This window comes from Endozoicomonas elysicola (assembly GCF_000710775.1).
In the GTDB taxonomy this organism is placed as follows: Bacteria; Pseudomonadota; Gammaproteobacteria; order Pseudomonadales; family Endozoicomonadaceae; genus Endozoicomonas; species Endozoicomonas elysicola.
This window is the reverse complement of record NZ_JOJP01000001.1, coordinates 2,775,047-2,801,435: the sequence shown is the minus strand read 5'-3', so window position 1 is coordinate 2,801,435 and position 26,389 is coordinate 2,775,047. Positions and strand designations below refer to the sequence as shown.

Genomic DNA, 26,389 nt, shown 5'->3' with positions numbered 1-26,389 from the left:
GCTTTTAAGGAATTCGGCAGTATGAAAAAAATCGGGTGGGCTCTGGCAGTGGGCCTGAGCATAGCGCAGCCCTCCTGGGCTGCAGAAAATATCCAGCCATCAGCACAGGTTGTTGAAAGCGATGAGGCGATAATCCAGACACTTTATCGTAACAGCTATACCTACTGGCAGATGGTGAGAAACGACAATGGTTCCTACAACGACCTGTACCCTCTGGATGGAAAGTCCAAAGTGGGTTCCATTGCCAATTCCGGTATGGGCCTGGTTGCGCTGACCATTGGCCATATCAATGGCTGGGAACCTGAAGCCGAAAAACTGGTGATCAAAAGCCTTAAGGTACTGACCGGCAAAGACCCTGACTTCTCGGTTCCCCGCAATGATAACAACACTTACATCCACTTTTATAACGTGGAAACGGGCAAGGCGATCGGTGATGACTGGAGCCCGATCGACAGCGCCATCATGCTCAGCGGTGCCCTGTTTGCCAAACGGTATTTCCATAACAACCAGGAAATCGCGGACCTGGTGGATGAGCTCTATGAAACCACAGACCTGAGATCCTTTATTGCCGATTACCGCACCGGGCATATCTACCTCGCTGCTCATAAGGACGGCTCTTTCAAGCGCCATAAAACCAAGGTATTCAATGAATACATGATTGTTGCTGACCTGGCCCGCCAGCAGGAAGAGGACTTTGGGAATATGGGGTCCGATGCCATACGGTTCTGGGACACCTGGTATGACACCCTGAAATATACGCCCATCAGCTATTACGGGAAGATTCCTGTTCTCTCCGCAGGCCGGAGCCGATTCATCTCCATGTTCAACTTCCAGTTCAACAACTATCTGGTTCATCACTTCTCTGACTCCCAGATGTATCAGAAGGCCACCCGATATGCGGCGATGGCTGATTTTCAGTGGTGGCAGGATCAGGGTATTGAAAGTCGGGAAACTTATGAATGGGGCAGTGGCGCTGGAGCCTGCAGCACTGGCTACTGTGTTGACCGTATCGCCCTTCCCGGTGATAAAGACCTTAACCTGGAAAAAATTGCTTCTCCCCATATTGTTTCCGGCTTCTTACCCCATCTTGAGAGGGCAAGAACCGATTTGATCGCCATGTACCGTGATCCTGACAAGCGTGCCCATTACCAGCTGAAGGATGGCAGCACTATTCTCTGGCGGTACAGTACCACTAACCCGGAATGGCGGGCTGACAATATCCAGGCCGTGGATTATTCAACAATGCTGTTTGGTCTGGCTGCACTGCCGGAGAATCTGGGCATGGAGTTTTTCAACACGTTCAACGACTATTTCAATCCGGAACCTGCGGATTATCGAAAGCCTTTACCCACTATCAGTGAAACGACAACAGCCGCAAGATAACCGGCTTCCTTACCCAAACGGAAACCCACAAGTGGTTTCCGTTTACATTAGCGAATGTTGAAAATTTTTAACCGGTAATTTTTATGACCCAAGTCTATGAAACGTTTCGACAAAAATGAATATCATAATAAAACAGAATCAGTACTTGTCTTTTGCATGAATTAACTCGACACAACAAGCGTATTTCTGCCCGCTGATTTTATTAATGGCCTGATGAATCAGTGAGAGCCAATGGAGTTACCGGCAATTGAGTCATGCTGATTTCACAATTAACAAAATGAAGACTTTACCCCACCTGGGAAAAACGATGAATTTCAAAAGATCCGCTTTTTACCGTGGTGCCGGTGCTATGCTGACCGCCGCGACACTGATGGCCCAAGCCGCCTCGGCAGCACCTCAACAACCCAATATTCTGTTTATCTTCAGTGATGACCACTCGACCCGTGCCATCAGTGCTTATGATGACACAATGGTTCAGACACCGAATATCGACCGGATCGCCAGAGAAGGTGCCATTTTTGAAAACACCTTTGTTGGCAACTCCATCTGCCAGCCAAGCCGTGCTTCGGTGCTGACCGGTAAACACAGTCACCTTAACGGTGTTATTGACAATACCTCCCGCTGGAACCGCAACCAGACCATTTTCCCAAGACTGCTGGCTGATGAAGGCTACCAGACAGCCCTGATAGGCAAGTGGCACATGCATCCTACGCCGACCAATGAGTTCCAGTTTTCAACGGTACTGTATGGATCTGGTGGTCAGGGCACTTACTACAACCCGCAGTTTATTGATAACAAGAGTAATGTGTATACCGTTCAGGGTTACTCCACCGATGTCATCACGGACATGGCCCTTAACTGGCTGGAGGGTTCCCGGGAAGAGAGTAAGCCCTTCTCCCTGATGGTGCAGTTTAAATCACCCCATACCCCGAGAAGACCACCACTGCGTCACCTCAATTTGTTTAAGGATCACGAGTTTCCTGAGCCTGCCACGCTTTACGATGATTATACGACCCGTGGCGAACACGCCCCCAATGCCTGGATGCAGATTTACGGCATGAACGATGAAGGTATCAATGCCTTCCCACCGGATGGCAGCACGCCGGAAGAAAAAGTCGTTCGTGAAAAGTGGCTGGCCAAAATGGCTCCCAATGCGCGCAAAAACTTCAATTCATGGATGAAGCGTATGAATGCGGAACAGCGCCAGGCCTGGCACGATGCCTACGATGATATGAACATGGACTACTGGCACAAAATCCAGTCTGCCCCCTACAAGCGTCAGTTTGGCGACAACATTCCTCCGGAAAACCGAAAGGCCCGTACCAAGTACATGTACCAGCGCTTTATGAAAGAGTACATGGCTTCAGTGGTGACCGTGGATGAAAACGTTGGCCGCCTGCTAGAATGGCTGGATGAGAATGAACTGGCAAAAAATACCATTGTCGTTTACAGCTCGGACCAGAGCTTCTTCATTGGTGAACACGGCTGGGCAGAAAAACGCTATATGTACGAAGAAGGTATGAAAATGCCCTTTGTTATCCGCTGGCCTGAAGGAATCAAGCCTAACCAGAAACCACAGGGCATGATTCAGAACATCGACTTTGCACCAACCTTCCTCAGCATGGTGGGAGCAGAGGTACCTGAAGAGATGCAGGGCAAATCCTTCAAGGGACTGCTAACCGGTGAACAGACTGACCAGCAATGGCAGGCGGAACGCCCCGGACTGTATTACCACTACTATATGCACGGTGGTCATAACGTTCCACGCCATGATGGAGTGAGGTCAGACCGTTTCAAATTGATCAATTTCTACACCGGCGAAGGCTCTTTCGAGCTGTATGACCTGGACAACGACCCTTACGAAACCAGTAACGTCTATGACAACCCGGAATATAAGGAAGTGCGCAAGAGCATGATGGCTCAACTGACCAATCTGCGTAAGGAGTATGAAGTGCCCGAAAGTTACTATGTTGCTCCCTACCCTTATATGAACCGCAAGGAAAGAAAGGCTCTGGGCTTTTAATGTAAGCCTCAGTATTTTCGCTGAACCACTTAAGTCTGTCCCGGTATTAAATGGTTCAGTGAATTAACCGTTCATTTTGATTTGTTACCCACTGCTATTTGAATTAAAAACTCTCCGGAAAAACAATGAACTTCACACGATCCGCTTTTTACCGTGGTGCCGGCGCAATGCTGACGGCTGCCACACTGATGGCACAGGCAGCCTCGGCAGCACAACAGCCCAATATTCTGTTTATCTTCAGTGATGACCATTCCACCCGTGCCATCAGTGCCTACGATGACACAATGGTTCAGACACCGAATATTGACCGGATTGCCAGAGAGGGTGCCATTTTTGAAAACACCTTTGTTGGCAACTCCATCTGTCAGCCAAGTCGTGCGTCCATTCTTACCGGTAAGCACAGCCATCTTAACGGAGTAACCGACAATACGTCCCGCTGGAACCGTAACCAGACGGTATTCCCCAGACTGCTGGCCAATGAAGGTTACCAGACCGCACTGATTGGCAAGTGGCATATGCACCCCACGCCAACCAATGAGTTCCAGTACGCTACGGTTCTGAACAGCCACGGTGGACAGGGATCCTATTACAACCCGCAGTTTATTGATCACAAGGGTAAGGTATACACCGTCGAGGGGTATTCAACCGATGTCATTACGGACAAAGCCATTAACTGGCTGGAAACATCGCGGGATGAAAGTAAGCCCTTCTCATTGATGGTACAGTTCAAATCCCCCCATACCCCAAGGCGCCCACCGCTTCGTCACCTGAATCTATTCAAGGATCATGAGTTTCCTGAGCCCGCAACGCTGTACGATAATTACGCTACCCGTGGCGACCATGCGCCAAACGCCTGGATGCAGATGTACGGCATGAACGACGAGGGGGTAAATGCCTTCCCACCGGACGGCAGCACGCCGGAAGAGAAAGTCGTACGTAAACAATGGCTTGCCCAGATGGACACCTTCACCCGCCGAAACTTCGATGAGTGGATGAACCGGATGACTTATGAACAGCGTCAGGCCTGGCACGATGCCTACGACGATATGAATATGGATTACTGGCATAAAATCCAGTCTCCGCCGTACAAGCGTCAGTTTGGCGACAACATTCCTCCGGAAAACCTGAAGGCACGCACCAAGTTCATGTACCAGCGCTTTATGAAAGAGTACATGGCTTCGGTGGTGACCGTGGATGAAAACGTAGGTCGCCTGCTGGAATGGCTTGACGAGAATAAGCTCGCTGAAAATACTATTGTTGTTTACAGCTCCGACCAGAGTTTCTTTATCGGCGAACATGGCTGGGCTGAAAAACGCTACATGTACGAAGAAGGTATGAAGATGCCCTTCCTCATCCGCTGGCCAGGGGAAATCGAGCCCGATTCCAGACCCCAGGGCATGATTCAGAATATCGATTTTGCCCCAACCTTTCTGACCATGGTAGGCGCTGATGTACCGGCCGAAATGCAAGGCAAGTCCTTTAAAGGACTGCTTACCGGAAAGCAGACCGACCAGCAGTGGCAGGCTGAGCGCCCGGGGGTTTACTACCACTACTATGAGCATGGTGGCCATAACGTTCCACGTCACGATGGTGTTCGAACGGATCGTTTCAAACTGATCAACTTCTACACCGGAGTGGGCTCATTCGAGATGTATGACCTGGAAAACGACCCGTTTGAGATCAATAACGTTTACGATAACCCGGAATATAAGGAAGTGCGCAAAACCATGACGGCCCAGCTTAATAAGCTGCGTAAGGATTACCAGGTACCTGAAAGCTATTTTGAGGCGCCTTATCCTTATATGACCCATGAGGAAAGAAAGGCTTTAGGATATTAATCGTCTTAGCCAAACATAACCAGCGCCGTCCTGGCGCTGGTTATTTAATGGGTATCACATAAGGTCAACAGTGACTCAGGAGCTGATTGGAAAAAGTTTTCTTTCACTGCTCTTGTTTTAATCCATAAAGAACATCCTGATTACCACTATTCCTCAGCCAGAGAACCTGCGATCAAGTCCCCATTAATAAGCTAATATCCATCAGTCTTTCCGGAGATAGACTATGGACCTGCAACTCAGCCTTTCTGACTCTAAACTCATTCAAAGGCTCGACAGAACATTTCTTGCCCATATGGGTAAACTCATTCTCAGGCAACGTATTGAGATAACTTATTGAACCTCAGTGATCCAGCAATGAAAGATATTCAGCAAACAACCTCGAATCAATAAAGTCATTTTGAAACGAAATCACTCTCTAAGACCAAACAATGCTATTAATATGGCACCACACTGCCATTAAAAAAACATTAGGAATGGCCCCAAAAATATAAAAAACGTCTAGAATCAGGATATTAAAAATACAAAAAAGTTAATAGATATACCGTAGTAATAAGTACCTAGTAATATGAAATCATACTTTCTGACATACTCATTTCTCAGACACTCTGCTGGGTTACCCAGTGCCAACCCAATTAACTAGAAAAATTCGACTCCATATAAATTGGTAGTTATTGTCTTCATTTTTCGCAACTTGGATAAAGACAAAATGCAGCCAGGAAATATACCTCCAGCATTACTAAGTCAGCAGCTTATTCAGTTTCAGAGTAATACCACACCAGTACATTCATATACTCATTTATCACAAGCATCTGCCGCCTCATTTTATCATCACTCTTCTATTTTCCATGTAAATCTTCAACCACAAAGCTTATCACCACTTCAAGCTCAAGGACTCATGACCTACCCAACAAGTACAACTCTTTCAACTCGGCCCTGTGCAATTGTTCAGCCATACGTTTATAGTGCCTCCCCTGGCCCTCAGCGAATACAAAGACAGCATTATGCGCAGCCACATATGCCATACTCCAGACCAGCAAGCAGCAATAGAGGTGAACTAAGCTTTTCTGGCAAAGCCCAGCGGGATATTGATACTCTGCGGGAAAAAAATATATTTATTGCACAGCTGCAGAAGTGCCACAACTTCCATGCAATAGTGAATTGTATAGAGGGATATACGAAACTGGCCTGGCTATGTAATAACTTATCAGTACAAAACCGCCTTCCTTTCATTAACCAAATTTTATCATTAATGATTGATAGTAAAGGATCCGAACCGATTTTACTGCCTGAAAAACTCAATAGAATTATTACGGCCAGCCTGATTCAGCATGAGATTATAAATAAATCACAATCTGGCTCTCTCTATAAAGTTATTGCACTAATAGTAAACATTGAGCGACATAACCAAGCCCTCTCAAGACAACCAGTTGATAATCCTGCACTTGACCAATTATTTATCAATGCTCTACATCACACACTTATGAAAGCCAGTCAGTCAGGCAACCGTCAGTGTGAATGGGCTCGATTTTCTGAAAAGCGATTATTAGCAACAGTAGAAACAATGGCATTTGCTGTATCCAGAGGGCTTACTGAAAAACACTCCACTCACAGTGAACTGAAAAAAATGCTGGAAGAGCAAGTCATAGCGGGTATTAAGTCATTAATTCAAGATAGAAATATGCAAAGTAAGCAGCAGTACGGTAAAAGGATAGAAACAATGCTGAATATGTTGAAAAATCCATCTTGCAGATCAGGAAGTGACTTCAAAAAATCATTAGAACAGCTATAAATTTGACAATCATTCACTCCAAGGAATAATAGCCTGGCTGATCAGATAACACGACAGTATTATTACAAAATGCTACTCTGTTTCAACCTGACTCAGGAAGCCAGATGAACATCTGAACAGTTGCGCCCCCTAACAACATCAGAAAATCACTGGCATAACAATAAAAACCAATAACTCTAAAAAGGACGACTTATGAATGAGAGCAGTAGTGCCATTCTAATCACCTTTATTGCCTATCTGGCCCTGATGCTGTTTATCGGATTCCTGGCCTGGAAGCGCACCAGCAATTCTGAAGACTATTTCCTTGGGGGCCGAACCCTAGGGCCATGGCCTGCGGCACTCAGTGCCGGAGCATCGGACATGAGCGGCTGGCTCCTGCTTGGCCTGCCCGGTTATGCCTTTGCCGCCGGGTTTGAAGCATTCTGGCTGGCCGGTGGCTTGTTATTGGGTACCTGGCTGAACTGGCTGTTAATGGCCAAACGACTACGGGTATACAGTGAAGCTGCCGGAAACTCGGTAACTCTGCCGGAATTTTTCACCAATCGCTTCAGAGACCACTCAAAAATGCTGCAGGTGGTTTCAGCCTTTTTCATTTTGCTGTTCTTCCTGTTTTACACCAGTTCCGGACTGGTGGCCGGCGGCAAACTGTTTGAAACCGTCTTTGGTATTGATTACAGCATTGCCGTGATTGTCGGCACGCTCTGCATCATATCCTACACCCTGTTTGGCGGATTTCTCGCCGTTTCATGGACTGACCTTATTCAGGGGCTATTGATGGCGGCAGCATTGTTAATTGTTCCCATTATTGCCCTGCAGTCTGGCTCTTCAGACCAGTCATTACTCACACTGGTGGAAAACCATAATCCACACCTGCTGAACCCCTGGAGCAGCGCCGATGGAGAAGCATTGACATGGATTGCCATCCTTTCCCTGGTTGCCTGGGGTTTTGGTTATTTTGGCCAGCCGCATATTCTCGCGCGTTTCGCCGGCATTCGTTCTCAGAGCGATGTTCCCACGGCTCGTCGCATAGCGGTCATCTGGAGTGGCTTATCCATGGCAGGAGCCATCCTCGTCGGTCTCGCAGGTCTGACCTATCTGAACGATCAGGGCTCTGCACTTGCCGATGGTGAGACAATCTTTATGGTTCTCGTGAATGCCATCTTCCATCCTGTGATTGCCGGCATTCTGCTGGCCGCTATCCTGGCTGCCATTATGAGCACCGCTGACTCTCAGTTGCTGGTGTCCTCCTCTGCACTGGCTGAGGATTTCTATAAAGACATTCTGAAAAAAGACGCGACCTCAGAGCAGGTCATGCTTGTAGGACGTCTTGCAGTCATCGCGATTGCACTGGTAGCGCTTTTCCTGGCCTTTGATCCCGACAGTTCTGTCCTGGGGCTGGTCTCCTATGCCTGGGCTGGCTTTGGTGCTGCCTTTGGCCCTGCGCTGTTATTCAGTATGTTCTGGAAGCGGATGAACCGCTTTGGCGCTCTGGCTGGCATTGTTGTTGGTGGCGTTACGGTTGTCGTCTGGAAGCAGCTGAGTGGTGGCATCTACGATCTCTATGAGATTGTACCCGGCATTCTGTTTGCCTCTGTAGCCATTGTGATTATCAGTCTGATAACCAAGGCTCCCGATGAAGAAATCACCAAAGAGTTTGAGTTGGTAAAGCAAACGATATCCTGATGGTATTTATCAAAGGGTGCAGCAATGCGCTGCTCCCTTTTTTCAGATTTCTTCTTTTTATACACACCTCTCAATGTTTGTTCTTCAGCGTTACTCTACTGACCACGATGCATAAACGGGGCTTTTTTTTGAGTCAAAACTGTACTATGGTACAAGAAAATTAAATCATCCCGGTTCAACTCAAGCGTAGAAAGCAAACAACAATAAGAGAAGCGCTTTATGAAGTTCCTGAAAACCGCAAAATACCTGACAGGTACCGTATTATTTTCTTTCCTGCTCACAGCTTGTGACTCATCACAAATCCTGTCATCAAAAGAAGCATTCGACCCCACACTGGCCAGTCAGTTGCAGCCAGAAGATTCTCACCTCTCCGCCATCTACAACCGCAGTTGCAAGGCCTGCCACACCATTGCCAATACCGGTGCCCCACTGACTGGCGACAGCTACAGCTGGGATAGTCGGATGGACAAAGGCATGGATGAGCTTCTGGACAATGTGATCAACGGCTTTGGTGGCATGCCTCCTTTCGGTATGTGCATGGACTGCGATCCCGAACAGTTTGAAGCCCTGATCACCTTCATGGCTGCCCCAGCAGAATAATAAGAAGCGAACACCAGGATATCGTTATGTTAAGTCGCCGACATTTTTTGACGTCATTAGTTGCTGTTGCGGCAGCCCAGGCTATTTCACCCACCATCAGCTTTGCTGCAGAAAAACGCCGTATTCCCTGGCGCAACTGGTCTGGATCACAGCAGTGCTTTCCTGAATTCAGAAAAGCCCCGAGCACCGTTGCGGAGCTGCAGGAAATCATCACATCCTCAAAGGGTGTTATTCGTCCAGTGGGTTCCGGGCATTCATTCAGCGCCCTGGTTCCTACTGATGACACGCTGGTCTCTCTCAGCCGTATGTCTGGCATCGTCGATCATCATCCGGAAAAATTGCAGGCCACCATTCAGGGTGGAACCCGTCTGGGTGATATTGGGCAGCCGCTGGAAGAACTGGGTCAGGCCCTGACCATCATGCCAGACATCGATCAGCAGTCACTGGCTGGCTGTCTCGCCACCGCAACCCATGGCACAGGAGCCGGTATCGGCTGTATCCCCACCATGGTAGAGGCCCTGGAGCTGGTCACCGCCAGTGGCGAAGTATTGCAATGCAGTGAACAGGAAAATGCAGAGCTGTTCCAGGCTGCCAAGGTTTCACTGGGGTCACTGGGTATTATCACCAAGGTCACCATGCAGAACTCAGCACCTTACCGGTTAAAGCGGGAAACGGTCTGGCGTGAATTCGATGAAATTCTCGAAGTCGCAGAAGACATGGCGGACAACAACCGTAACTTCGAGTTCTATTACATCCCCTTTACCGGCATGGGATGGACTGACGTTCACAACATTACCAATGAACCATTAGGCAGCACTGAACGACTGGATACTAATGATGGTGCCAACGACCTTAAGCTGGCCAGGGATATGTTGAGCTGGTCCCCTGCCCTGCGTGAGGTGATCTTAAGTACGTACATGAAAACCATTGACGACGAGGTCGTCATTGAAAGCTCCTGGAAGAATTACGCCAACGATCGAAATGTCCGTTTTAACGAGATGGAGTATCACCTGCCCAGGGAAAATGGCCTGAAAGCGCTGAAGGAAATTCGTGAAGTCTTGGAAGAAAACTTCCATGAGGTCTTTTTCCCCATCGAATTCCGTTATGTGAAAGGTGATGACATCTGGTTAAGCCCGTTCTACCAGCGGGAAACCTGCTCCATTGCCATACACCGTTTCTTCGAAGAGGATTACCAGGAATTTTTCAAGGCCATCGAGCCTATCCTGCGTAAATACCATGGCCGCCCTCACTGGGGTAAACTCAACAAGCTGACTGTCCAGGATTTCTCAAGGCTCTATCCAAAGTGGAAAGAGTTCAACCAGGTCCGGCAGCAACTGGATCCTCAGGGTAAATTCCTGAACCCCTATTTGAAGCAACTGTTTACCTGATAGCAATATTGAGAGGGTCTTCGTAACCAGCCTTCATGGAAAATTGAGGTTGTCGTAAATAGCTTTATAAAGAAGGAACCACAAAGGCCACAAAGCCACAACGTGTTCTGAGGTATAACTTAGCCAGACTCAGTTAACCGAATTGTGCTTTCTTTGTGCCTTGGTGTCTTTGTGGTGAAAAGCATCTCTATATTTTTGCGGCATATCAGAGTTCCCTGGAACCAGTACGTCAACTATAAGAATAAGAAACTTCAATACTGGCCATGAATCATAACGACACAAATGATCGCTACTATGAGGACATGGGCCTGAGCCTGAAAAAGGCCGGCCTCTGCAGCCCTGTGCTGGTGATCGATAAGCAACGGCTGGATCACAACATTGACCAGCTAAGGGAGGTAATCAACCGGGGTTTCCAGTACCGGATTGTTGCCAAGTCACTGCCGTCTATTCCGTTGCTGCGCTATATCATGGAGCGCACGGGAACCCGGCGCTTGATGAGTTTCCACGTTCCTTTCCTAATACACCTGATCGAACACATTCCAGAATCGGATGTTTTACTGGGCAAACCCATGCCGGTCAGTGCCGTCAGGTACTTCTATGACTGGCAGCGGCAACACCCCGGCGAGTTCCGGCCGGAATCCCAGCTTCAGTGGCTGGTCGATTCTCTGGCACGTTTGCAGGAGTATCATGATTTTGCTCAGAACAATAACCTGCAGCTGCAAATTAACCTGGAGATCAATATTGGTCTCAACCGGGGTGGCTTTTCTGATCTTGCCGAATTCCAGCAGGCACTCAAACTCTTGAGAGACAGTGATCATCTGTCACTGTCTGGATTGATGGGCTATGAAGCCCACATCACCAAGATTCCCAACCTGATCGGCGGTCCGGAGAAGGCATTTCGACTAGCTATGGAAAGCTACCGGGAATTTACTGAACAAGTACGCAAGATATTGGGTGACCAGACATTAGAACATCTTTGTCTCAATGCGGGAGGAAGCACCACCTACCCACTCTACCAGGACAGTAGCCTGATCAATGAAATTGCCACCGCTTCCGCCCTGGTGAAGCCCACTGATTTTGACGTTTTCACTCTGGACCATCACTCCCCTGCTGCGTTTATTGCCACCCCGGTTATAAAAGATGTCCAGAAACCAGACCTGCCCATGGCCTCAGGAATCTCAGCGCTACTGAGAATGGTAGGCCTTTCTCCACAGCGAGCTGCATTTATCTACGGGGGTAACTGGCTTGCTTCCCCCTGCTACCCCACTGGCAGCAAACGTTCGGGATTACTTGGCCACTCTAGCAACCAGGAGCTGTACGAAATCGACAAAGACCACCCTATTCAAAGGGATGACTTTATGTTTTTCCGGCCCAGCCAGAGCGAAGCCGTCTTTCTGCAGTTTGGGAATATTGCGTTGATGAATAACGGAAATATAGAAACCTACTGGCCGGTATTTCAATACCCGGAACCCGGCTCACCGTTAGCCAAAACCACATCCCCGTTTTCAAAGGATCTGTCAGCATCAGCCGCTGAAGGATAAGGAGTTTATTGTGTCCATGTTATTTACTGCCCTGGCTTATCTGCTGGTGCCCGCCGTACTGATTATCCTGTGCCAGAACCTCAGGCTGCTGGATAAAATCGGTGTTGTGGTATTGTCGTTTGGTCTGGGCATCGCCCTGAGTGCCGGTTTCGACCTGCCAGCCCTGTTCGGTGAGGAACAGTTGTCGGCCATTCAAATGAACCTGAGCGAAATCTCCATTGCCCTCGCTCTCCCCCTGCTGTTGTTCTCTATTGACGTAAAACATTCACTGAACATGGCCGGTGATACCATGAAAAGTATGGTCGTCGCCCTGTTGAGCGTGATGGTGATCAGCGCCATCGGTGCTGTTCTGTTTAATGATCAACTGCAGGATATCTGGCAGATTGCCGGGATGTCGGTCGGAGCCTATACCGGCGGTGGCCCAAATATCGCAGCGGTCAAAACGGCCATTGAAGCCGATCAGGACATCTTCATCACCATGACCACCTACGACATTCTGCTCTCGGCGTTATACCTGATGTTTGTCATGACCCTGGCCAAACCACTGTTTGGCTTGTTTCTCCGCCCATTTCAGTCGGACGCGAATGCCAATGATTCTGTAGATCAGGATAAATTTGCTCATATGGCCGACGAAAGCGCAAACAGCTATAAAGCACTGGCCAGCCTGAAAACCCTGCCTCAGACACTTCAATCGTTGCTCTTTTCCGGACTGGTGGTTGGGCTCGCACTGGGCTTGTCATCACTGTTTCCCAAGTCCATGTCGTCGGTGGTTACCATCATTTCCATCACCAGTCTGGGGCTGGCAGCCTCCTTTATTCCCTATATCCGTAAGCTGGCGAATAGTTTTCAGCTGGGCATGTATCTGATTCTGGTTTTCTGTTTCACCATGGGTACCATGACCGACACCAGCATTTTGACCAATCTCAATCTGGATCTGTTTGCTTATATCGGTTTTATCCTGCTGGGCTCCCTGTTTGTTCAGGCAATTGCCTGCAAGTTGATGAAAATCGATACGGACACCTTCCTGATCACCTCTTCTGCAGCGATTATGTCCGTGCCCTTTATCCCGGTGATTGCCGGAGCACTGAAAAATCGTGAAATTCTGCTGCCTGGATTTGCCGCCGCCATTATCGGTTATGCGCTGGGGAATTATCTGGGGGTAGCGGTTGCATACGGAACTCGTTACCTGCTTGGCGTCTAAACAAAAGCGACTATCCCCCAGCCTGCGCTGGGGGAATAACAGATCTTTGATGCTCCCCGCCAGACAACAACACCAACCTCCTTCATAACGAATCAACTCCTCACGGACGTTTTGAAATGGTCTGACTTCGACAACTTTAATGTTATGTTATAACATAATTTAAACATTATCTTCCTGACTATAAAAACCCAGGTCTGAGTGGAAATGACGATGTTCGAAGCCCATAAACTCCCGGTTACTGTGCTTTCAGGTTTTCTTGGCGCAGGAAAAACCACAGTACTCAGCCACATTCTGAATAACCGGCAAGGTAAGAAAGTGGCTGTGATTGTTAACGACATGAGTGAAATCAACATTGATTCCGCAATTGTTCAAAATGAAATCTCGTTCAATCACAGTGAGGAAAAGCTGGTAGAGATGAGCAATGGCTGCATTTGCTGCACCTTGCGCGAAGACCTGCTGGAGGAGGTCAATAAGCTTGCCCGGGAAGGACGCTATGATTATCTACTGATTGAATCCACCGGCATTTCGGAACCGCTGCCTGTGGCAGAAACCTTCACCTTTACGGATGAAAGCGGTATTTCCCTGTCGGACTTTGCCAGTCTGGATACGATGGTAACCGTGGTGGACGCTGTCAATTTCCTGAAGGATTACGAGCAAGCCGAGTATTTGCAGGAAACAGGGGAATCTCTTGGTGAGGAAGACGAACGCAGCGTTGCGGATTTACTCATTGATCAGGTGGAGTTTGCGGATGTCATTCTAATCAGTAAAACCGATTTAGCTCAGAACACCGATCTCGAACGCCTCACCGCCATTCTCAAGACCCTCAATACCCACGCCCGAATTATCCCAATAACCCAGGGACAAGTGGATCTGGACGCGGTCCTTAACACCGGGTTGTTTGATTTCGATCGAGCACAGCAGGCACCAGGCTGGCTCAAGGAAATGCGTGGTGAGCATGTTCCCGAAACGGAAGAATACGGGATCACTAGCTTCGCTTATGAAGCACGCCGCCCCTTTCACCCGGAAAAGTTTTATCAATTTCTCCACCGCACAGAAAATTTCGGCAAGCTGCTGCGCTCAAAAGGGTATTTCTGGCTGGCCTCACGTCCTGAATTTGCCGGGCAATGGAGTCAGGCTGGCGGCGTAGCTCGTTATGGTTTTGCGGGAATGTTCTGGAAAGCCATTCCCAGGGAAAACTGGCCTGATGATGAAGACTACCTCTCCAGCATTCAAGAACACTGGGTTGAGCCTTTTGGTGATATGCGCCAGGAGCTCGTTTTTATCGGCCAGGGCCTGGATCAAGACGGTATCACCCAGGCACTAAACCACTGCCTGTTAAGTGAAGAAGATGTTCTGAAAGGCAGAGCCCACTGGGCAACGTTAAACGACCCTTTCCCCGCATGGAGCCAGTAGGAATGATGTCTACCAACCCCACACACACCATTTTTCCTGACTCTCTGGCTTCAGAGTCAGCAGCCTTTCGGCGTTCAGTACAAGGCCAGCAGCCAGCCGTTCTGAGCGACATTTATAAAGACGACACCAATATAGCGATCTGGCAACGTAAACTGTCGCCCCCCCTGCAAGATGCGGTGAAAAGTTACCTGGCTTCAAACGCCACCCTTGAAACCCAAATGGTGGTCACCCAGGACAATGTACTTTCAGGCGTTAATGAGGCTTTTCAGACTGCCGAAATGGCGGAGTTGAGTGACGATATCGCTCTGCTGGTCGACATGTTTTGCTGTTTATTTGGTCTGGTGCGGGTTGGACTGCGCATGCAAGTACTGGATCAGGCAATGTGCCCGAAATTTCATGTGGATCGAGTCCCCTGTCGCCTCGTGACGACCTATCAAGGTGTCGCAACGGAATGGTTACCCCATGAAACGGTGGATCACACAAAGCTGGGCCGGGGAAGCCATGGCCAAACGGATGACCAGTCAGGCTTGTATCAGCATAAACAGGCCATCAAGCAACTTAACTGTGGTGATGTAGCCCTGTTGAAAGGGACGCTTTGGCAGGGGAATGAGAATGCAGGTTTGGTTCATCGCTCTCCGGTATTACCCGGTGCCGATAAGCGCCTGCTATTAACGTTGGATTTCATTCATTGATGAACATTTAATCAAAATAAAAGCTCCGAGTCATCGGAGCTTGATAGCCCGTTAAAAACCAAAAATAGAATTAACGACAACGAATAACGATATAGAAACCGTTTTAATTGAAAAAAATATCCTGCAACTAACCTTTAAATCGACACCCATCGTTAAAAAGCCAGTTAAAACGTTTTTCCGGATAAATTGAGCATATTTTATACTGATCCTTTTTTACCCAGAACTTCAAATGAAAGAAAACGTTTTATGAAAATAAAAAGACTTTCATTTTCATAAAAAATGGCACATCAATTTAATGCGTACAACATTTACAGATGACACATATCAATAAATCCTAACAGATCACTTCATATACTCACGCCGGTAAACAACCGGGTTTTCTCCATGAAAATGAAATTTAAAGCGGCTGTTGGCATTGCCCTTCTCAGCCTGAGCTCTGCATTTGCTTTTGCGTCTGCTGATAATTATCCAGCCAGAAACGTTCGTTTAATTGTTCCCTTTGGTGCCGGTGGTGGTACTGATGCGGTGGCCAGGGCACTGGCAAAATACGCAGAACCACACCTTGGGCAACCCATTGCCATCATGAACAGAACCGGTGGCGCTGGCGGCGTTGGCATGACCGCTGGGGCTAATTCCAGACCCGATGGCTACACCATTACCATGGTCACCAGAGAGCTGGCCTCCTTACCAAAAATGGGATTAATGCAGGCTGACAGCGAAGACTTCAAAATGGTCAGGCTGGTCAACCTTGATCCTGCGATTGTGACGGTTCGTGCAGACAGCCAGTACACAACCATGGCTGAAATCATTGACGAGGCCAAAAAGAATCCAGGCCGCATTCAATTTGCCTCTACCGCAAAACCCAACTTCTATATTCTGGCTATTGAACAGAATCAGAATGTGACCTTTAACCAGATTCCATTTAATGGCGCATCCGAAGCCACTACCGCGGTTATGGGTGGTCACGTTGCGTTCACCATTACCGGACCGGGTGAAGTCAAAGCTCAGTTGGACTCAGGCCAGCTGAAGCCACTGGCAGTGCTGGCAGAGAATCGTCTGTCGTCCATGCCTGATGTCCCCACCATGAAAGAACTGGGTTACGATGTGGTTTCCGGAACCTGGCGCGGTATCGCCGTTCCTTCCAGAACACCAGACGCCATTGTTGATAAACTGGAAGACGCATTTGCCAAAGCGGTGAAAGAAGAAGGCTTTGTCAGCTTTATGGAAAAAGGGAACTTCTTTATTGAAGACAAATCTTCCGAGTCATTCACTCAGTTTATTGCTGAAGATACTCAATCCCTGAATACCATCATTGAAAAAATGTAAACACTGAACGCCTGTTTAAATCAAATAGCTGGCCAAATGAATCCATTATTTCCAGCGATTTAAACAGGCAGTTCCCTCCCCCTTTATTTGTTTAAGATGAATCCGCTATGGAAAAGTTCAAAGGTCCACAGCTGACCATTGTGCTGTACTCTTTTCTTTTTATTTTTGCATTGTCTTTCTTTTACCTGGCAACGACATTTCCGGTACCCTCCATTGGTAACCATACGCTGGGGCCTGGCTTTTACCCGTCATTGATTTCTGCTGCGCTGATTGTGTTAATTGCGACTCAGGTTGTATTTGATCTTAAGCAGAACAAACTGTTCAGTCGGAAAGCCAGCAAATCATTTCCGTGGCGCCCCGTATGGATGTTTTCCATTCTGGCCGGATACGCCGTTGCCATGTACCTGATTGGCTACCTGGCAGCCACCATCCTCTGCTTTGCGCTCATTCTCTTTATGTTAGGGGTCAGAAACTGGCTCTGGTATCTGGCTGCCCCGATTTTTTCCTATGGTCTGAACGTTGTGTTTGCTGACATCTTTCTCGTATTTCTGCCATCAGGCCTGCTGTTTCAATAGGGACGTGATTTATGTTTGAACTTTTACTTCAGGGATTACAGAGCACGTTACAGCCCAGCATTTTCCTGCTGTTGCTGGCCGGTGTCACGGGCGGCATCATTATCGGCTCACTCCCTGGGCTGACGGCCACCATGGGCGTTGCCATTATGCTGCCCTTCACCTTCGGCATGGGTCCTAATGCCTCGCTGGCCATGTTGATCGGCGTCTACGTCGGAGCAATTTATGGCGGTTCCATTCCGGCAATCCTGCTGCGGACGCCGGGCACACCGGCATCCGCTGCGACCGTTCTGGATGGGCACCAACTGGTGCAACAAGGGCATGCCGCCAAAGCATTAAGTATCTCGGTCGTCTGTTCATTTATGGGAGGCTTGATCAGTACCATCATGTTGATCACGCTTTCCCCGATGCTGGCGGGATTTGCCCTGAAATTCAGTGCCCCGGAATACTTTATGCTGGCCGTATTCGGTCTGACCATTATCGGCAGCATCTCATCGAAAAGTCTGGTCAAAGGTCTGATCAGTGGTTTCATTGGTCTGGCCATCGCCTGCATTGGTCTGGACCCTATCACCAGTACGCCACGTTATACCTTCGGCATCATGGAACTCTACAATGGCCTATCGATTATTCCGGTGCTGATTGGTCTCTTCGCGATTTCAGAGTGTCTGCTCCAGTCCGAGCAGATCGTTAAAGAAGCGAGTCAAAAAGCACTGACCTTCAGCCATAAGCTGTTCAGCTATCCAGAGTTTCGAAAATTCTTCCCTTCTGCGCTGAAAAGCAGCCTGATGGGTACCTGTATTGGAGCAGTCCCCGGTGCTGGCGCCGATATTGCGGCCTTTGTCTGCTATAACGAAGCCCGTCGCAGCAGCAAGAATCCGGAAAACTTCGGTAAAGGTGCCCTGGAAGGTATCGCGGCTGCCGAGTCCGGCAACAACGGCGTTACCGGCGGCGCACTGGTGCCCCTGCTCACGCTTGGCGTACCCGGTGATGCCGTCGCCGCGATTCTGCTCGGCGCATTAACCATCCAGGGCATCGCGCCTGGCCCCATGCTGTTCCAGAACAGCCCGGATATTGTCTACGGTCTGTTCAGCTCCATGCTGGTTGCCAACATCCTGATGCTGATTGTCGGCCTGGCCGGGATTAAAATTTTCTGTCGGATCGTGGAGATTCCAAAGGCACTGATCATCCCGATGATCGCCCTGCTCTCCGTGGTTGGTGCCTACTCCATGAACAACAGCATGTTCGATGTGGCCGTGGCCCTCACCTTTGGCTTACTGGGTTATCTGCTGACCAAAATTGAAATACCTCTGTCGCCCATTGTACTGGCTGTCATTCTTGGGCCCATGGCAGAAACCAACCTGAGAAAATCCCTGATGATGTACGAAGGATCCTGGAGCTTCCTCTATGACCGCCCCATTGTCCTGATCTTCGTACTGCTTTCAGCCCTATCGTTGTACAGCACCTGGCGGATTAAGCGCAGGATTCAATCCAACACCAGCCCTCAGCTGGCCGTCTGATACAACAGCCTGCACCCAACCGGTGCAGGCTTCTCCATTGATTTCTATTCACTGACAGGCAATGCACCATGCACGCTTATTGGCAAGACGATGACCAGCTGTTCCAGATGGCGCGGACCGAACTGTTTACCGCACTGGTTGGCGACATCATGGACGACCTGGGGTACACGACACAGTTTTTACCCCCCGAAATCAAAGTACAGAACGAGAAGCACATCATTATTGGCCGAGCCATGACCGTTCTGGAAACGGATGTGGTGCAGGTGCCAGCCGATTCATCAGTCAACAATCCGGTAACCGCCAAAGATTTTGGCTTGATGTTCGAAGCGCTGGACTCACTCAAAAAGAATGAGGTGTACATCTGCTCCGGCTCATCGCCAACCTATGCGCTCTGGGGGGGGTTGATGAGCACCCGGGCCAAATACCTTCAGGCAGCCGGTGCCGTGGTCAACGGCTACTGCCGTGATATCAGGGAAATCAACGCACTGGGCTTCCCCATCGCCTCCATGGGCAGCTACGCCCAGGATCAGAAAGTCCGAGGTAAAGTCATGGATTACGGTGTTCCCATTCTATTTGGTGCCGTTCGCGTCAACCCGGGCGATATCGTCTTTGCCGATATTGACGGCACCGTGATTATTCCCAAAGCGATCGAAGAAAAAGTCTTTATGGGCGCCTTTGAAAAAGCCCGTGCTGAAAAGCGTGTGCTGAATGCGCTGAAAGAAGGCATGTCCACGGTTGAGGCTTACACAACGTTTGGTGTGATGTAACCCACCAGCATGCTGTACCACTTATTCAACACGTTACTGACTGTGAATGATGATGTTCAACGATTTAAAAGATAAACGGGTATTGGTTACTGGCTCAACCGCGGGCATTGGGCTGGCGGTTGCCAGAACCTTTGCCAGGTGCGGTGCAAAAGTCGCCATCAACGGCTCCCGGAAAGATCAACAGATTGACGCCCTTGTTGAAGAGCTGAATAGCCTGGGTGGCGAGACCATTTTTATTCAGGCTAATCTGACCCAGACGCCGGAATGTGAAAAGCTGATTGGGGAATTTGTCGCCCATTACGGCGGGCTGGACATTCTTATTAACAACGCCGGTGGCCTTGGTGGCCGCAATAACCTGGAAGACATTACCGATGACTTTTACGACCGGGTGATGGACCTGAATGCCCGCTCGGTTCTGATGGTCACCAAATACGCCATACCGCACCTGCGTCAATCGGCGGTTGAGTCAGGGGAAACCACCTGTGTGATCAGCACAGGCTCCATCGCAGGAAGAGAAGGCGGTGGTGTGGGTGCCGGTATTTATGCTGCCTCCAAAGCGTGGTTACACGACATTCATCGTAACTGGGTCAAGGAATTCACCAAAGACCATATCCGCTTCAATATTGTCTCACCGGGCACCATCAACACCGCCTTTCATGATGGCAAAAGTGATGAACTGAAAGAAAAGATTGCCGGATCCATAGCCATGGGTCGTTTCGGACGCATTGAAGAGGTTGCCCCCTCCTACGCCTTCTTTGCCTCTCATGCCTGCAGTGGTTATATCACCGGCCAGATTCTGGATGTAAATGGCGGGCAATTAGCCCCCTGAAGGCTTTGAGTCGGACGGTCACCATAAGGTGTTCACAACTCTAATTGTGAACACCGCCCAGACTGTCTATTTCATTATTCCCTGCCGCTACATCCTTACTCACCATCATTTTCGGTGTTGCCCGGTAAAACAGGGTAACACTGAGAGCAAATGTCAGTATTTCTGCCACTGGCAGAGCAAGAAACGCCCCTTCAAGCCCCAGGGTTTTCCAGAACAGAATGATCAATACCAGTGGCAGAACCAGAGAGCGACTCATTGCAATCAGTGCCGACTGGGTAGCCGCATGCATACCGGTAAAATAGCCTGACAGGGTAATATTGATACCATTAAACAGAAATGCAGGCCAGATCACAGCAATAATCGACATAGTCAGAGCCAGTGTGGCAACTTCGTCACTCCGGATAAAGACACTGGCCAGCTCCTCAGGATACACCAGCAGAACCGTCGCAAAGGTAATACCGACCATAATGGCAAGACCAACACCCAGTTTCATAAAGCTGGCTATACGCTCCGGCTTTCTGGCTCCAAAGTTGACACTGACAAGCGGCCCCAAGGCTTCTGCAGTACCGTATGCCACCATGATACTGAGCCACAGGATATAGTTGACAATGGTAAAGGCTGCAACGCCGGTAGTGCCTGCTTCGATCATCAGAATCCAGTTAATAACGAACATGACCAGTCCACCGGACATCTCATTAATGAACTCGGAAAAACCGTTGTAGGCGGCCCGGAACAGTTCAAACCAGGAACCATAGGGTTTAATCAACCGGATTCGGGCCTGTTTGCCAAAGAAGCGTATAACCAGGAACGCCGTACCCACCGTATAAGCGATACCACTGGCAAATGCGGCACCACTGACACCCCAGCCCCACACTTTGATAAACAACGCATCCAGTGCAATATTCGTTAACGCGGTCAGTACCAGCCCAGCTAACGCATAGTTGGGTGCATCATCCACCCGGGAAAAATACGATAAGGTATAGGCCAATCCCATGAAGAACATAAAGGGAGAGATGATACGGATATATTCCGTGGTCAAGGGCAGTGCTTCACCTTCTGCTCCGACAAAAGCTGCAATATTACCGGCAAACAAGAATGCCAGGCTGGCTACGATGAGTGCGAAAATCACAATCACCGTCAGGGATTTGGTAAAAATGTTGGACGCCTTGCGTGTATCTCCGGCACCCAGGGCTTTACCGGCAACCACAGCACCACCGACCAGCATCATGACACAGAGGCCAAAGAACACCGAGTAGAGTGGTACCACCAGGTTAACCGCAGCCAGGGCGGTTGCCCCCACGTAATTACCGACAAAGATACCATCGACAATACCCGCTGAAGACAGTGCCACCAGACCCAGTATGGATGGTACAACAAAGCGGAAGAAATCCACCGTGGTACTGCCGGAGGTCATCTTGTCATCAGTAGTGTGAACTGACATAAGCGTTTCCTTATTGCGGCAGTAGGTCCCCCCTTTGCCAGCAATATTTTATTCCTTTGATTGATTAATATGAACAAACGTTCAAATTGGACATATGTTCAATTTGTTTTTATGCTAAGTCAACCAGTACTTATATCGGACAGATGCGGTTAATGAGTTACCTGCCAAAAGATGAAAAGCGCAAAGCCATTCTGGAAGCCACCCTTTCCCTGGTGGTTTCCTTTGGCTTTGCCGGCATAACCGCGCGCAAGGTAGCCGCAGAAATGGGGGCCGCTACGGGCACCATACACCATCATTTTTCGTCTCTGGATGAGTTGAAAACGGAGGTAATCCGTTATGCGGTATCATCTTCCGTTGACTGCGACCTGGAGGCGATTAAGGGATTACCCCCCTACGAAGCCCTGCTAGAGATGTTGTTGCCATCAAACTTCCCTGACCGGGAGTTTGAAAACCGGGTGTGGCTCAGTGCCGCTGATGAAATGTGGCGCAATGAAAAGTTGAAAACCGTCTACTGTGAGTCCATGGTCAGCCTGACTGACCTGGTTGAAGGTGTGATTAACGAGGGTAAAGCAACCGGCTTGTTTCACCCCGTACTGGATAGTCGACAGTGTGCATGGAAGTTACTGGCTACCAGCTTCACACTGTCCAGTTATTCCTACCTGGGTGATAGCAGTCTCAACCTTCAGAGCATCGATGAGCTGGTGATCAATGATATTCAGCTGACACTGGGCATGTCGAACACAAAGTACTCAGCAACAACTCCAGCCTCTGGCTTATAAATCAACATCCGTTACCGTATTGTTTTTTAACACCCACACCGCCGCTTCAACCCGGGAGCGGACACCCAGCTTTTTCAACAGCCGTTTTACATGCACTTTGACCGTTCCCTCACTGATCGACAGTTTCCGCCCAATCATTTTATTGGCCAGACCTTCAGCGATCAGATGAAGAACTTCCCTTTCCTTGGACGTAAGCAGCTCCAGCCGGTCTTCCTGCTCCTGTTCCGGCCTGAGCAACGACGCTAATACTTCTGTCAGTCTGTCATCCACTACCAGTTTGCCACGAGCAGCGTCACCAATTCGAAGCAGTAAATCCTCCGGCTCCATATCTTTCAACAGATAGCCATCGGCTCCGGCCCGGAACATCGCGGCAACATCCTCTCGATGCTCGGAAACCGTCAGAACGATCACTTTACTGTCCACGTCAGCGGCTCTCATCGACTTGAGTGTCTCCAGACCATCCATACCTTTCATATTCAGATCCAGCAGGATCAAGTCTGGCTCCAGTTTGATCGCAGCTTCCAGCCCGGCTTCCCCACTGCCAGCCTCAGCAATCACATGTAATCCCTCTTCTTCATTGATCAACTGGGCCAGGCCCTTTCGTAATAAAGGGTGGTCATCAATCAGAAGAATATCGATGGTTTGCTCACTCATAAGTTCTCTCTTCAGATCGCCCGAACTCCAGATACACTTCCGTCCCCCCGGACGATAACCTCCTGGTATCCAGTGTTCCACCCATACTGGCCGCGCGTTCACGCATAATGGTTGTGCCATAATGACCGTGTGCTGAGGGTTTGGCCTCAATACCACAACCGTCGTCAGTGACGGTAATGCCCAGTAACCCACCACCGGTTATAAAACAGCTGACCCGGGCCTCACTGGCTTTCGCATGTTTTACCACGTTCATCAGCGCTTCCCGCACAATCTGCAGGGCATGAATCTGGTCATGGGCACCGATGCTGGAAAAGCGCAGTTGATAATCCAGCAGGAAATGAATGTCCGGTGAGCGCTGAGAGAACTCTTCCAGCGTCTTTTGCAGGGCCTGTTCAAGGCCTCCCTCAGACAGGGTCAGCCTGAAGGTTCTTAACAACTCCCTTAACTGGGCATAGGCATTGTTCGTGCCTTCCCTTAATTCATCAAGGATCGGTACAACCGATGGGAGGGCTTCCGACTTTTCCAGTTGCCGCCTGAGGCGCAGTACCTGAATTTTCTGATAAGACAGTGCCTGGGCCAGAGAATCATGGAGCTCTCTGGCGATCACCGCCCTTTCCTCCATCAACAACATCCGTCGCTCATGGATTCTGGAGCGGTTCTGGTCAATGGAGGTCGCGATAATATCGGCAAAGGTCTGCAGCCACTGCTGACTCTCTTCAGACAGCTCAATGGATGAACCAGCGGTTACTTTCAAAAAACCAAAACGGTGCTGCCTGGACAACAGAACAAACTGCCATGATTTTGGTTCATCCAATGCCCCTGCCATCGTTTTATTCAGACAGTCCGCACAATGCTCTCCGGCACAGGTCCTTTCGCGATCACTGGCAATTCTCTGCAAACGGTTACTGTCTTCAGTATCAGAAAGGCACAGATAACAATCCTCCAGCCTGAGTAACTCCTGCCATTCTCTGACCAGAGAAGCCACCAGATGCTCATCGTATGGATTGGTTGCCAGATTTCTGGACGCTTTGTACAACAGCTCAAGGGCATGATTGGACTGGGCGAGTGCGTATGTCTGCTCTTCTACTTTTTCTTCCAATCGGCCATACAGGTTTCCGAGTTCCAGGGCCATTACACGGAAGGTCCGGGTCAGGTTTCCTATTTCATTACTGGACTGATAATTCAGACCAAGTTCACTGAACTGACCATTTCGAATAAGACCTGCGGCATTGCCCAGGTCATCCATTGGCTTTAGAAGATGGCGATTAATAAACCGGATGGTCATCAATGCCATGGTGAGAATACCTGCCAGCACAAACAACGCCGTTAAAAACAGTTGCTGGAGTTTCTGCTCGGTATGCAGCTGCAGTGAGTTCACCATACGATCAATATGATCAACAAACTCCGGCACCTGATGAACAAAGGCTTCGTAGCCCTGAGGGTCAGCCAGCAGTGGTTTCATCTCTGAGAACCATTGGCTGGCCACCAACCGATAGGCCTCACCCAGATCGCTCCGGTCATCCAGTAATTTTCTCAGAGGTTCGCTGTTGATGCTGTTGTCATAGATATCCAGTAACCGGTTCAGCGTGTCCGGACTGGTCAGTTCAGGAATCAGGACATGTTCAGCCAGTCGCCAGGACTGCATGCGCAATGAACCTGAGATATTGATCGCCGCCGCATCACTCTCCGTCACCAGGGCAAACCATAAAGAGCTACCCACACTGACCAGAGCAAGAAGACAGATGCCTGATATCACCAGAAGTGCTTTCTGCCTCAGAGAGCCGATACGACTTTTTTTCTGCTCCTGGTCAGAGCCAAAGACTAATTGATCCAGATCAACATCCCCTGCAGTTGAAGGCATATACCTCTTATTTTCTGACTTGTCCCATAATAGCCCCATATGCAGCAAGGCCTGCACTCAAATGAAGCCTGAATTAAGAGACCCCCTTGTTTTTTAACGCTATTTTTCTGATTTCGAGAATCATAACCTGAGAAGAACCACCAAGCTTATACCTCTTTAGAGGTACAACCTTAATACCCCTCTCCTGCCCCCCCGGTTTACACCGTCTTTACCCTTTTACTCAAGGGATTATCATCCACTTGAAAGCAACAGTTAACGTTTAATTCAGAACAAAAGATACCGATCAACATGGGGGCAGGCAACCTGATTTCACGACGTCGTTTCTTAACCGGCAACCGGCAGGAAGGCACCACTTTCCGTCCTCCCTGGACGCCGCCGGAAGATGAGTTTATCGACCAGTGCCGTCGTTGTGATGACTGTATTGCCGTTTGTGAAACAGGCCTTCTTAAAAAAGGCAGCGGTGGCTTTCCAGAAGCAGACTTTTCACAAGCCGGTTGCTCTTTCTGCGGCTCCTGCAGTGATGCCTGCCAGCACGATGTCATTCAACAGCACGTTATTCAAGAAACCGAAGACGTCCCCTGGAATATTCTGGCCACGATCAATTCACAATGCCTGGCACTGAACCGGGTGCACTGCCGAACCTGTCAGGAAACCTGCGAGGCCAGAGCCATCAGTTTCACGATTAAAACTGGCGGTGTGGCCATTCCCAGCATCAATACCGACCAGTGTACCGGCTGTGGCGAGTGTGTCTCCCTGTGTCCGATAACCGCCATTTCCATGAATTCAAATTCAGAACAACCATCTTCAGAAAAGCCATCGGCCAGAAGGATTTGTGAATGACTCAAGCTGCTGAAATCTGCGCCATCTCCGGCGTTGTTGTCCGGGCCCTGCCAGAGCAGTTAACCGACGTCACCCGGCAACTGGAAGCCTTGCCAGGTGTTGAGGTTCACGCCTGTGATCCACAGGGAAAGCTGGTGGTTACCGTTGAAGAGTTACCCGGTGAAAAGCTGATGGTTGACAGGCTGACCGAAATTAATGCTGTGGCGGGAGTGTTGTCTGCTGCACTGATTTATGCGCATCAGGAGTAAACAG

Annotated in this window: 22 protein-coding genes; 19 read left to right on the top strand and 3 right to left on the bottom strand. The window is 49.2% G+C overall.

Annotated features, from left to right (window positions below):
* The first annotated feature begins 21 nt into the window (after positions 1–21).
* From GV64_RS12060 to GV64_RS11985, 16 genes are all read left to right on the top strand, one after another.
* Complete coding sequence (locus GV64_RS12060; RefSeq protein WP_152554037.1) at positions 22–1,383, top strand: hypothetical protein; 1,362 nt, start codon at positions 22–24, stop codon at positions 1,381–1,383.
* A 307-nt stretch (positions 1,384–1,690) separates the two neighbouring features.
* The gene (locus tag GV64_RS12055) at positions 1,691–3,406 is read left to right on the top strand and encodes a sulfatase family protein (RefSeq protein ID WP_020583093.1); all 1,716 of its coding nucleotides are present in this window, start codon (positions 1,691–1,693) and stop codon (positions 3,404–3,406) included.
* 125 nt (positions 3,407–3,531) lie between these two features.
* Positions 3,532–5,244, top strand: coding sequence for a sulfatase family protein (locus tag GV64_RS12050; protein WP_020583092.1), 1,713 nt, complete (start codon positions 3,532–3,534; stop codon positions 5,242–5,244).
* A gap of 706 nt (positions 5,245–5,950) precedes the next feature.
* Positions 5,951–7,033, top strand: a complete 1,083-nt coding sequence (locus GV64_RS12045; RefSeq protein WP_020583091.1) for a hypothetical protein — start codon at positions 5,951–5,953, stop codon at positions 7,031–7,033.
* A gap of 192 nt (positions 7,034–7,225) precedes the next feature.
* Entirely contained in the window at positions 7,226–8,716 is a 1,491-nt protein-coding gene (gene putP, locus GV64_RS12040) for a sodium/proline symporter PutP (protein ID WP_020583090.1), read from the top strand.
* 219 nt (positions 8,717–8,935) lie between these two features.
* A complete protein-coding gene (locus GV64_RS12035; protein WP_020583089.1) occupies positions 8,936–9,316 on the top strand; it encodes a c-type cytochrome in 381 nt (126 codons plus the stop codon).
* A gap of 26 nt (positions 9,317–9,342) precedes the next feature.
* Positions 9,343–10,704, top strand: coding sequence for a D-arabinono-1,4-lactone oxidase (locus GV64_RS12030; protein ID WP_020583088.1), 1,362 nt, complete (start codon positions 9,343–9,345; stop codon positions 10,702–10,704).
* Positions 10,705–10,967: 263 nt separating this feature from the next.
* Positions 10,968–12,245 carry an alanine racemase gene (locus GV64_RS12025; protein ID WP_020583087.1) on the top strand — a complete coding sequence of 426 codons (1,278 nt, stop codon included), beginning with the start codon at positions 10,968–10,970 and terminating at the stop codon, positions 12,243–12,245.
* A 16-nt stretch (positions 12,246–12,261) separates the two neighbouring features.
* Complete coding sequence (locus GV64_RS12020) at positions 12,262–13,446, top strand: DUF819 family protein (RefSeq protein ID WP_020583086.1); 1,185 nt, start codon at positions 12,262–12,264, stop codon at positions 13,444–13,446.
* A 210-nt stretch (positions 13,447–13,656) separates the two neighbouring features.
* Entirely contained in the window at positions 13,657–14,859 is a 1,203-nt protein-coding gene (gene zigA, locus GV64_RS12015) for a zinc metallochaperone GTPase ZigA (RefSeq protein ID WP_020583085.1), read from the top strand.
* 2 nt (positions 14,860–14,861) lie between these two features.
* The gene (locus GV64_RS12010; RefSeq protein ID WP_020583084.1) at positions 14,862–15,551 is read left to right on the top strand and encodes a DUF1826 domain-containing protein; all 690 of its coding nucleotides are present in this window, start codon (positions 14,862–14,864) and stop codon (positions 15,549–15,551) included.
* 384 nt (positions 15,552–15,935) lie between these two features.
* Complete coding sequence (locus tag GV64_RS12005; protein ID WP_020583083.1) at positions 15,936–16,877, top strand: tripartite tricarboxylate transporter substrate binding protein; 942 nt, start codon at positions 15,936–15,938, stop codon at positions 16,875–16,877.
* 107 nt (positions 16,878–16,984) lie between these two features.
* Positions 16,985–17,452 (top strand): tripartite tricarboxylate transporter TctB family protein, encoded by a 468-nt coding sequence (locus GV64_RS12000; protein ID WP_020583082.1) that lies wholly within the window; start codon positions 16,985–16,987, stop codon positions 17,450–17,452.
* Between the two features lie 11 nt (positions 17,453–17,463).
* A complete protein-coding gene (locus GV64_RS11995) occupies positions 17,464–18,966 on the top strand; it encodes a tripartite tricarboxylate transporter permease (RefSeq protein ID WP_020583081.1) in 1,503 nt (500 codons plus the stop codon).
* 68 nt (positions 18,967–19,034) lie between these two features.
* Positions 19,035–19,733, top strand: coding sequence for an RraA family protein (locus GV64_RS11990; protein ID WP_020583080.1), 699 nt, complete (start codon positions 19,035–19,037; stop codon positions 19,731–19,733).
* A gap of 46 nt (positions 19,734–19,779) precedes the next feature.
* Positions 19,780–20,562 carry an SDR family NAD(P)-dependent oxidoreductase gene (locus tag GV64_RS11985; RefSeq protein ID WP_236632948.1) on the top strand — a complete coding sequence of 261 codons (783 nt, stop codon included), beginning with the start codon at positions 19,780–19,782 and terminating at the stop codon, positions 20,560–20,562.
* Between the two features lie 40 nt (positions 20,563–20,602).
* Here GV64_RS11985 and GV64_RS11980 read toward each other — a convergent pair whose 3' ends face one another.
* Complete coding sequence (locus tag GV64_RS11980) at positions 20,603–22,003, bottom strand: MATE family efflux transporter (protein WP_020583078.1); 1,401 nt, start codon at positions 22,001–22,003, stop codon at positions 20,603–20,605.
* A gap of 152 nt (positions 22,004–22,155) precedes the next feature.
* Between GV64_RS11980 and GV64_RS23805 the strand changes: the two genes are divergently transcribed.
* Positions 22,156–22,782, top strand: a complete 627-nt coding sequence (locus GV64_RS23805) for a TetR family transcriptional regulator (RefSeq protein WP_020583077.1) — start codon at positions 22,156–22,158, stop codon at positions 22,780–22,782.
* Here the strand turns inward: GV64_RS23805 and narL are convergent.
* A complete protein-coding gene (narL, locus tag GV64_RS11970; RefSeq protein ID WP_020583076.1) occupies positions 22,777–23,436 on the bottom strand; it encodes a two-component system response regulator NarL in 660 nt (219 codons plus the stop codon). The two genes, GV64_RS23805 and narL, sit on opposite strands and share 6 nt — an antisense overlap.
* Positions 23,429–25,297 carry a histidine kinase gene (locus GV64_RS11965; RefSeq protein WP_020583075.1) on the bottom strand — a complete coding sequence of 623 codons (1,869 nt, stop codon included), beginning with the start codon at positions 25,295–25,297 and terminating at the stop codon, positions 23,429–23,431. Before GV64_RS11965 ends, narL begins: the two co-directional genes overlap by 8 nt.
* A 288-nt stretch (positions 25,298–25,585) precedes the next feature.
* Between GV64_RS11965 and napF the strand changes: the two genes are divergently transcribed.
* On the top strand, positions 25,586–26,137 hold the full coding sequence (gene napF, locus GV64_RS11960) for a ferredoxin-type protein NapF (RefSeq protein WP_020583074.1): 552 nt from the start codon (positions 25,586–25,588) through the stop codon (positions 26,135–26,137).
* The gene (locus tag GV64_RS11955) at positions 26,134–26,385 is read left to right on the top strand and encodes a chaperone NapD (RefSeq protein ID WP_020583073.1); all 252 of its coding nucleotides are present in this window, start codon (positions 26,134–26,136) and stop codon (positions 26,383–26,385) included. Before napF ends, GV64_RS11955 begins: the two co-directional genes overlap by 4 nt.
* Positions 26,386–26,389: the final 4 nt, after the last annotated feature.